General features: G+C 71.4%; 8 protein-coding genes and 1 pseudogene. 4 read left to right on the top strand and 5 right to left on the bottom strand.

Annotated elements, in window-relative coordinates; all coding sequences use genetic code 11:
- Positions 1-547: CoA transferase (locus ACFE86_RS19005; RefSeq protein WP_375456885.1), on the bottom strand; the 547-nt coding region annotated here is incomplete at its 3' end.
- Between the two features lie 857 nt (positions 548-1,404).
- Here ACFE86_RS19005 and ACFE86_RS19000 point away from each other — a divergent pair.
- Both ACFE86_RS19000 and ACFE86_RS18995 read left to right on the top strand, forming a co-directional pair.
- Positions 1,405-1,671, top strand: a complete 267-nt coding sequence (locus ACFE86_RS19000) for a hypothetical protein (protein WP_375456884.1) — start codon at positions 1,405-1,407, stop codon at positions 1,669-1,671.
- Between the two features lie 22 nt (positions 1,672-1,693).
- Positions 1,694-3,538, top strand: a complete 1,845-nt coding sequence (locus ACFE86_RS18995; protein ID WP_375456883.1) for a hypothetical protein — start codon at positions 1,694-1,696, stop codon at positions 3,536-3,538.
- A gap of 4 nt (positions 3,539-3,542) precedes the next feature.
- Here ACFE86_RS18995 and murI read toward each other — a convergent pair whose 3' ends face one another.
- Positions 3,543-4,421: a glutamate racemase gene (gene murI / locus ACFE86_RS18990; protein WP_375456882.1), complete on the bottom strand. Its 879-nt coding sequence runs from the start codon at positions 4,419-4,421 to the stop codon at positions 3,543-3,545.
- A gap of 241 nt (positions 4,422-4,662) precedes the next feature.
- On the opposite strand from murI, the gene egtB reads away from it, so the two are divergent.
- Together egtB and egtD are read left to right on the top strand one after the other, a co-directional pair.
- Positions 4,663-5,925, top strand: a complete 1,263-nt coding sequence (gene egtB / locus ACFE86_RS18985; RefSeq protein WP_375456881.1) for an ergothioneine biosynthesis protein EgtB — start codon at positions 4,663-4,665, stop codon at positions 5,923-5,925.
- Positions 5,926-5,955: 30 nt separating this feature from the next.
- Entirely contained in the window at positions 5,956-6,930 is a 975-nt protein-coding gene (egtD, locus tag ACFE86_RS18980) for an L-histidine N(alpha)-methyltransferase (protein ID WP_375456880.1), read from the top strand.
- 314 nt (positions 6,931-7,244) lie between these two features.
- Here the strand turns inward: egtD and ACFE86_RS18975 are convergent, their stop codons facing one another.
- The 3 genes and pseudogenes from ACFE86_RS18975 to clpA form a co-directional block, all read right to left on the bottom strand.
- Complete coding sequence (locus tag ACFE86_RS18975; RefSeq protein WP_375456879.1) at positions 7,245-8,555, bottom strand: flavin monoamine oxidase family protein; 1,311 nt, start codon at positions 8,553-8,555, stop codon at positions 7,245-7,247.
- A 52-nt stretch (positions 8,556-8,607) separates the two neighbouring features.
- A complete protein-coding gene (locus ACFE86_RS18970) occupies positions 8,608-8,877 on the bottom strand; it encodes a hypothetical protein (protein WP_375456878.1) in 270 nt (89 codons plus the stop codon).
- A 155-nt stretch (positions 8,878-9,032) separates the two neighbouring features.
- Positions 9,033-9,587: pseudogene (gene clpA / locus ACFE86_RS18965) on the bottom strand (ATP-dependent Clp protease ATP-binding subunit ClpA); the annotation flags it as partial.

The raw sequence follows: 9,587 nt of genomic DNA, 5'->3' as shown, positions 1-9,587 counted from the left end.
GGGCGGTGACGATGCCGAGCGCGAGGTGCAGGCCGGTGCCGGAATCGCCGATCTGGGCGCCGGTCACCATCGGGATGCCATCGCGGAAACCGGTGGTCGAGGCCGAGCCGCCGGCGCATTGGGCGACGTTCTCGTAGACCTTGCAATCCTCGTAGCGGCCGGGGCCGAAGCCCTTCACCGAGGCGAGGATCATCTGCGGGTTGGCCGCGTGGATCTTCTCCCAGGTCAGCCCCATGCGGGCGAGCGCGCCGGGGGCGAAGTTCTCGACGAGGACGTCGCATTCCTTCACCAGCCGCCAGAGCACCTCCTTGCCCTTCGGGTTCTTCGAATCCAGCGTGATCGACCGCTTGTTGTGGTTCAGCATGGTGAAATACAGGCTGTCCACGTCGGGCACGTCCTGAAGCTGGCCGCGCGTTGCGTCGCCGGCGCCCGGGCGCTCGACCTTGATCACGTCGGCGCCGAACCACGCGAGCAGTTGCGTGCAGGTCGGGCCGGACTGGACGTGGGTGAAGTCCAGGACTTTGACGCCTTCGAGGGCCTTGCTCATAAGTCTGTCTCGAATCTGAATACCGGTGGATCGGGACGCCGGCGATGCCGCCCGGCGGCGATGGTCGCGCGTCACGGTCCCGACACGGCACATGCCTGGGGGGACCGTCGGCGGATCGTCAAGTCAAATAGAGTCTCGGCTCGGCCAAGCTCGGCTTTCGATGCCCGGCTTCTCACGCCGGAGCGGGTCCGGCCGCCGTCCGAGGTCCGCGCGGGCCGGACGGCGATCATCGCCCACGGGGTGGGCCGAATGCATGCTGTCCCACCTCGCCGAGGGGGCGTCGCGACGTTTCATCCCGGTTGCCTTTTCATGGCCGGCCTCTCGACCGTTGGGGACAGGATGACCGAATGCAGTTTGGCATGCAATATGCCAAACCATGTCGATCCGATTCTGCAACGATCTGTGCACGAATACCCGGCGTTCCGCCAAGGCGGATCGCATGGATGCCGCGATACAGCCTACGAGACGATGCGGTTCCCGCATGACGACTTGCAAATCCCTCGCACTTGCGAGCGGAGTTTTTGCGTTGCAAAAGGCCTTGGCCGCGTGCACGCTCCGGATGCCCCCGGAGCCGCGCGATGAACGTCCCCGCCGCCCTCGTGATCCAGTCGGTCCCGTCGGCCGGACTGGTGATGTCGTCGGTTGCCTAGTCCGGCGATCATGGCGCCGTCGCGCGGGCGCTGTCGGCCATCGGCCGGTTCGGCTGATCGCGCCGGTCGGCGCGGAGCGTTCGGCGTGGATCGGGCGGCCGATTCCGGGTCTCGATCGGCATCGTCCCTTGGCAGGGGCGGGCGGGCGGTCCATCCTTCCGCTCGAACGACGTGCGAAGACGCGCGAAGACCGCCGGAGGTACGCCGATGCTGTCCAGTTCCCACCTGATCAAGTCCTCCTGGATCGCCGTCGAGGTCACGCAGGACCGCGCCGAGCGCGTGCTGGTGGTCGAGACCTACATCGCCGTCAGCCCGCTGGAGCGGAACTACGAGGCGGCGCAGTACGAGAAGGTGGTCGGCTGCGTCCGCCACGTGCTCGCGGCCCATCCCGAGATCGACCGGGCCTCGATCCTCAGCATGCACCGCGGGTCCGGCTGCGCCAGCCTGTTCCGCACGCCGGCGGAGGCGGCTTAAGAGCCGGCCGGGTGCCGGTGCGATGACCGCCGCGGCCGCCGGCTACGCCCTGCCGGATGACGGCGATGTCGGGCGCGGCCCCTGGAACCCCGGGATCGAATCGACGCTGCCGCGCCGCTTCCTGCCGCTCTCGACAGTATATCGGCCCGAGAACGTCGCCACGACCTTCGCCGAGGCGTCGGAGCTTGCCGCCTTCTCCGGCCTCGCGATGCCGGAGATCGTCGCCTTCCGGCCCGGGCGCCTCGTCGTCCACGAGTTGCTGATCCGCGTGATGGCGGACCTGTCGGTGCCGGTCGGCGAGACCTACGGCGACCTCGGCGTGAACTTCCGCGCGATCGCCGCCCACATTCTCGCGCACTACGTCGCGCCGCATACGGACGCGATCGCGCAGGTGCTCGCGGATGTGAGAGACGAGGCCGGCGTGCGGATCGCCGCCGAACGCGACGCGATCTTCGCGCCGCCGCCGCCGCCAGCGCAGCCGGCGGCGCCGCCAAGCTGGCGCCGCGTCCTCGGGCTCGCGCCCCGTGCGGCGCCGGCCCCGCCGGTCGCAGATGCCCGCCCGCTCGAGGAGCGCGCGCGTGCGCATTGCGCCGCCTGGTGCGCGCGCGCCGCGCAGGGAGACGATTCCCTGGAGATCGCGGCGAGCGCCGCGTTCCAGAAGGTCGTGTCGGGCATCGTCCGGCATCGCGGCAAGCTGGTCGGAGACCGCGCCCTGCTCGTGAATCTCGCGACGACGCTGGCCGTCAACGACGAGGGCAGCCGCCGGATCGGCTGCCTGATCGAGCCGTGGTTCTCCGAGGCGGTGGCGCGGGAGGGCTACGTGCGGGTCGGCGCGCAGGCCGAGCCGATCGTCATGAACGTCAAGGGCGCCTCCGCCTCGGGCAAGAGCACGATGCGCCCGTTGCAGCGGGCGCTCGCCGGACGCCTCGGGGAATCCTGGTCGGATTTCGCGGTGATCACCCCGGACATCTGGCGCAAGTTCCTGCTCGACTACGATGCGATCGGCGAAGCGATCGGCTATGCCGGCACGCTCACCGGCCACGAGGTCGAGATCGTCGACCGCAAGCTCGACCGCTACATGGCGCGCAAGGCGCGCGAGGGGCGGATGTCGCACCTGCTGATCGACCGCTTCCGCTTCGACAGCTTCAACGCCGATTCCGGAACCCAGGACGGAAGCCAGTTGCTGACCCGCTTCGGCCACCGCGTCTTCATGCTGTTCATGATCACGCCGCCGGACGCCACCGTCGAGCGCGCCTGGACGCGCGGGCAGATGTTCGGCCGCTACAAGGCCGTGGACGACCTGCTCGCCCACAACGTCGAGGCCTTCACCGGCATGCCGGAGTTGTTCTTCACCTGGGCCGCCAAAGCGGACAAGCAGGTGCATTACGAGTTCCTCGACAACAGCGTGCCGCTGGGCGAGCGCCCGCGCACGGTGGCCTTCGGCGCGAACGGCGACCTGACGGTGCTCGACGCGGCCTGCCTCATCGACATCGCGCGCTACACCAAGATCAACATCGACGCGGTCTCGCCCGCCGCGGTCTATCCGGACGCGGCCGCGCTCGCGCCCGAGCACAACACCGCGTTCCTGCGCCAATGCGCCCGCCGGCTGCGCGCGATCCGATTCGCCGACCCGGCGACGGGCCGGGTCTATGCCCGCCTCGATGCGGGACGCCTGACCTGCCTCGACCCCGCGATGCTCGACCGCGCCTGCGCCGACCCCGAGACCCGCGCGGCGCTCGCCGCCGTCGGCGCCGAGCGGCCGGAGGCGATCCCGCGCTGCGAGGCGCCGGCCGAGGTGCTGGCGCGCGAGCGCACCGAGACGCTCGGCGCCTGGAGCGAGCGGACGCGGGCTGCGTCGGCGGCCTGACGCGCTACTGCAGCGTCAGCGGCATCGGATCGACGCCCACCGCCTGGACGCCGCGCCGGGTCAGCGAAGCGCGCAGGCGCCCGGTCAGCGCGGCGCCGCCGGTGAAGGTGCCGAGCACCGGCCCATCGTCGGAGCGCGCGCCGCGCGGCGTGCCACCGAGGAGCTGCGTCACCCGGCGGGCGATGGCCGGCGCCGGGTCGATCCAGGTCACCGGCCAGGGGGCGAGACGCTCGAAGCGCGCGAGCAGCAGCGGATAATGGGTGCAGGCGAGGCAGACGACGTCGGTGCGCCGCCCGTCCTCGGCGGTGACGAAGCACGGCGCGATCTCGACGGAAAGCGCCGCGTCGCCGACGGGCGTGCCGGCCAGCTCCGCCTCGGCGTAGTCGGCGAGGCGCGCCGAGCCGACCGAGGTCACCGCGCAGGCGCCGGCATAGGTCGCGATCAGGTCGCGGGTGTAGGAGCGGGCGACGGTGCCGGGCGTGGCGAGCAGCGTGACGAGCCGCGAGCGGCTGGTCTCGGCGGCCGGCTTGATCGGCGGCACCACGCCGACGAAGGGCGTGGCGAAGCGTTGGCGCAGCGCGGGCAGCACCAGGGTCGAGGCGGTGTTGCAGGCGATGACGACGAGATCCGGCCGGTGGGCGCCGATCAGGCGGCCCATCACGTCGAGGACGCGCTGGATCAGCGTCGCCTCCGCGAGGCGGCCGTAGGGGAAGGCGGCATCGTCCGCGGCGTAGACGTAGCGCGCGTCGGGCCGCGCGCGGCGCACCTGATCGAGCACGCTCAGGCCGCCGAGGCCGGAATCGAACACCAGGATGGTCGCCTCGGGGGCCGCCCGCAGCGCCGCCGCCGACAAGGTTGCCCCGGCCATCAGATCGATCCGCATCAGAACGCGTGTCCCGGCCCATCAGCCCCACAATCTTCGGTACGCAGGTTAAGGCCGTCTCACCGCGGCCGCAAAATGGCTCGCACCGGCACCACGATTCGCGGGCGGACTGCGCACGCCCGCGCCTGCCGGACCTTATCCAACGAACCGAATCGTCGCGCCGGTGTTGTCGGCGCGTGGCCAGCGCATATCTTCTGCGGCCGTCGTCGACGGATTCGGGCGCGACCGGGGGAAGAACGGCATGGCAGCGACAGCGGCACTTCGCGGACCGGACCTCGACACGCCGGCGTTTCCGCCGCCGCCGGTCTGCGCGCGCCCGGTGGACCGCGCCGCCTGGATCGCGGCGTTTCGGTTCGTCCGCTGCGAGACCGAGCGCCGCGCCGCGCCGCTGTCGCCCGAGGACCAGCAGGTCCAGTCGATGGCCGATGCCAGCCCGACCAAGTGGCACCGGGCGCACACGACGTGGTTCTTCGAGCAGTTCCTGCTGCGCGAGCACCTGCCGGGCTATCAGATCCACGACGAGCGGCTGCACTACCTGTTCAACTCGTACTACGTCGCCGCCGGCCCGCGTCAGCCGCGGATCATGCGCGGGCTGATCACCCGGCCGACCGTGGCAGAGGTGTCCGCCTATCGCGCCCACGTCGACCGCGCCGTCGAGACGCTGCTCGCCCAGGCCGCGCCCGGCGCACTGGAGGCGGTGCTGCCGATCCTGGAGATCGGGCTCTACCACGAGCAGCAGCACCAGGAACTGCTGATCACCGACATCCTGCACGCCTTTGCGCAGAACCCGCTCCATCCGGTCTACGATGGCACGTGGCGCTTTCCGAAAACGACCGGCCGCGCGGGCGCGGTCGATCTCGCGCGCGGCATCCGCAAGACCGGGCACGAGGGCGCCGGCTTCTCGTTCGACAACGAGCATCCGCGCCACGACAGCCTGATCCTGCCGGTGGCCATCGACCGGGCGCTCGTCACCAACGCCGACTGGCTGCGCTTCATGGCCGACGGCGGCTATGCCCGGACGGACCTCTGGCTCTCGGACGGCTGGCTCGCCGTGCAGGCCGAGGGCTGGGACGCGCCGGGCTACTGGCAGCCGGGCGACGACGGCTGGACCTGCATGACGCTGGCCGGGCGCCGCCCGGTCGATCCGGCGCAGGCCGTCACGCATGTCAGCTACTACGAGGCCGACGCCTATGCGCGCTGGGCCGGCTGCGACCTGCCGACCGAGTTCGAGTGGGAGGCGGCCGCCCGCGGTGAAGACCTCGACGACGCCTTCGGCCTCGTCTGGCAATGGACCCGTAGCGCCTACACCGCCTATCCGGGCTACCGGCCGCTGCCGGGCGCACTCGGCGAGTACAACGGCAAGTTCATGTCGAACCAGTTCGTGCTGCGCGGCTCGTCCGTCGCGACGCCCGAAGGCCACGCGCGGCTGCCCTATCGCAACTTCTTCTATCCGCATCAACGCTGGCAGTTCACCGGCCTGCGTCTCGCCCGGCATCATGCCTGAGCGTCCACCCGCGTCCCCGGAGTTCCACGCGTGACCATCAAGCCCGTCTTCGCGGACGCGACGCCGCTCGCCCATCTCCCGGACGACCGAGCCTTCCTCTCGGACCTGATCGCCGGATTTGCCAAGCCGCAGAAGTCGCTTCCGGCGAAGTACTTCTACGACGCGCCCGGCTCCGACCTGTTCGAGGCGATCACCCGCCAGCCGGAATACTACCCGACCCGGACCGAGCTCGGCATCCTCGACGCGCAGGGCGCCACGATCGCGGCCACCCTTCCGCCTGGGGCGGCGCTCGTCGAGTTCGGCAGCGGCTCGACGGTGAAGGTCCGCCGCCTGCTCCGGCACCTGCCCGGTCTTGGTGCCTACGTGCCGGTCGACGTCTCCGAGACCTTCCTGCGCAGCGAGGCGGCGGCGCTTCAGGTGGACTATCCGCACCTGCGCGTGGCGCCGGTCGCGGCCGACTTCACGCGCCGCTTCCGCCTGCCGGCCGACCTCGGCCGGGCTCGCCACGCCGGGTTCTTCCCCGGCTCCACGATCGGCAACTTCGAGCCGGCGGAGGCCGTGCGCCTGCTGCGGCTGTTCGGGGAGATCCTGGGTGACGACGCCACCCTGATCGTCGGCGTCGACCTGGTGAAGGACCGCGCGGTGCTGGAGGCGGCCTACGACGACGCCGCCGGCGTCACGGCGGCGTTCAACCTCAACCTGCTCGCCCGGATCAACCGTGAGCTGTCGGGCACCTTCGACCGCGACGCCTTCGCGCATCGCGCGGTGTTCGATGCGTCGGCGTCGCGCATCGAAATGCACCTCGTCAGCCGGACCGACCAGACCGTCACCGTCGCCGGGCGGGACTTCGCCTTCGCCGCGGGCGAGACGATCCACACCGAGAACAGCTACAAGTACACGGTCGAAGGCTTCCGCGCGCTGGCGGGCGAGGCCGGGTGGTCGGCGGTCTCGGTCTGGACCGACGCGGAGGCGCTGTTCTCCGTGCACGCCCTGCGGCGGGGCTGAACCCCCGCGCTGCCGCTTCCCTCTCCCGCCGCAGGGGCCAACGGATTCATCCGGCTCTAAGGCGCCCCGGAACGTCCTCTGCCGTCATTCCGGGGCGCCGTAGGCGAACCCGGAATCCATAACCGCCGACGGTGCCGAGCCTTGCTGTCGTTGGCGGTTATGGATTCCGGGTTCTGCTTCGCAGCCCCGGAATGACGGTGCTGGGGCTGGATCGGGTGGTGTTCCGTCCGGCCTCGGCGAAACGTGTGCATCCGCAGGCCGCAGAGGGGAAATCCGGTCCGCCCGGCTCGTTCAACCGGACGCTGCGTGACTTCTCAGCTCAGCATCCGCAGGACCGCGCGGCCGGCACGCCCGCCGTCGAGCGTCGCGCCGCCGACCGTCATGGCGCCGCCGCCGGCCAGCGCCTCGCCCGCCAGGAAGATGCGGTCGCCGATCGTGGCCTGGAGGACGGTGCGGGCATCCGCGTGACCGGGCTTGGCGACCGAATAGCTGCCGCGCGCATGCGGATCGGTCCACCAAGCGGCGAGCCGCCCGCCGGTGACGGCGCCGCGCGCCTTCGTCCCGAGGATCGCGACCAGTCGATCGCTCACTTCGGCGACCGCCGCCGCCTCGCCGCGTGCGCACAGCGCCCGCGCGCCGTCTCCGCCGAGGTTGGCCACCGCGAGCGGGCGGCCGAAGGGCGACATCTCGAAGTAGATCGTCAGGTCGGCCTCGTCCCTTCGTGCCACCGACACAGCGTCGCCTACCGCCTTCAGGTCGATCCGGGCGGGATCGAGGCGAAGACCGACCTTGCTGTAGGCGCCCATGGCGAGGCCGCCCAGCGCGTCACGCGTCGCGGCCGGCAGTCCGGGCGTGAACCGGATCGCTCCCGCGGCCAGCACGCCGACCGACACGGTGAGGATCACCGCCGCCGCGTCGAGGGTGCCCGCCTGCGTCGCGACGCGGACGCCGTTACCCGACCAGTCGATGCCGGCGACCGCCGTGTCGAGCGAGACCGGCATGTCCGCGTAGGTGCGCCGGACCAAGCCGCCATATCCGTCGACCCAAAGGTCGCCGCCGGACCAGAGACGGTCGTAATCGAGTACCGAGACGCGCTCAGCCTCCTCGCCGAGCGACAGGCGTGCCAGGCCGGAGGCGGCCTCCATCATGTCGGGGCCGACGGCCAGGGCCGCCTCGGCGATCGAGCGGTCGGAGCCGGCGACCGGCGCGAGCGCGGCGTCGAGACCGGAGAAGGCGGCCCGGCGGCGGTCGCGTTCCGCATCGGTCGCCGGCCGTCCGTCGATGAACAGGGTCCGCGCCCAGCCTTCCTGGCCGGCGATCCGGATGCCGTCGCGGCCGGCGATGCCCGCCCACGGGTTGCGTTCGGCCCAGTGGACGTACTGGGCGCCCGCGTCGAACGAACAGTCCGGCCCGAGGCTCTCGTCGGTATGGGCGCGTCCGCCGATGCGGTCGCGGGCCTCGATCAGGGTGAACGGATGGCCGGCCTTGCGCAGGACGTCGGCGGCGGCGAGGCCGGCGGCACCCGCGCCGACGATCACCACCGGCCCATCGCGCCGGCTCGCGCGCACCGCCGGCGCGGCGAGGAGGGCGGAGCCGATCAGGGCGGCGCGTCGGGTAAGGCGCATGGCATGTCCGTTCGCGCGAGCGGTGCGGTGCTCTCGTCCAGGCTCGGCCCGGTCAGGCGCCGCGCTTCTCCATCATCGCCTTCACCTGCATGAGCTGGTCCCAGACCTGCCCCGGCGAGGTTCCCATGATCTCGAAGCCCGCGGTGATGCCCCAGTAGATGCCAAGGCAAATCAGGGGAACCAGCACCCAGGCCAGCATCTCCTCGCTCCTGCGGCGGCGGGTGCGGCGGCGGCGGCGCTCCTCCCGCCGGGTGACGGGCTTGGGCGGCGTCACCGCCGGATAGGAGACCGGCGTGAGGGGGCCCTCATGCAGTTCGCTCATCGTCACGCCCCCTCGTCCTGTCGCGGCGACGCCCGGCCGCCGCGCTCACCCGCTGGTCTTCCGCGCTCCCCAAAGCCGCATTCGCCGCGACGCGCAAGGCCCCGGAGCACGACGGGCGCTCCGGGGCCAGGACGAACCGGCCGTTCACACCGCGATCAGGCTCGGACGAGCGGCACCTTGGGAACGGTGCGGACGCCGCCCGATCCCCCCGAACCGCCGCCCTTGTCGTCCTTGTCGTCCTTGGGGGTCTTCTTGCGCGATGCGATCCGCGGCTTGGCGCGCTTGTGCTTCCTCACCGCGTTGGTCACGTCCGCCTCGGGCTTGGGCGTCACCGGACCGGCCGGGAACTCGAAGCTCAGGGCTTCCTTCCCGCCGGCCTTCGCCTCGGCATCCTCGGGCTTGCGCACCACGACCCGCACGGCGCCCCCGGTCTTGAGGCGCCCGAACAGCACCTCGTCGGCGAGCGGCGTCTTGATGGTCGACTGGATCAGCCGCGCCATCGGACGGGCGCCCATCGCGTCGTCGTAGCCGTGCTCGACGAGCCATTCCCGGGCCTCGTCGGACAGCTCGATGGTGACGTTGCGGTCGGCGAGCTGCGCCTCGAGCTGGAGCACGAACTTGTCGACCACCTTGGCCACGACCTCCTTCGGCAGGTGGCCGAAGGAGATGATCGAATCGAGCCGGTTGCGGAATTCCGGCGCGAACAGCTT

The organism is uncultured Methylobacterium sp. (assembly GCF_964244095.1).
GTDB lineage: Bacteria > Pseudomonadota > Alphaproteobacteria > Rhizobiales > Beijerinckiaceae > Methylobacterium.
This window is presented reverse-complemented; position numbering and strand designations above follow the sequence as displayed.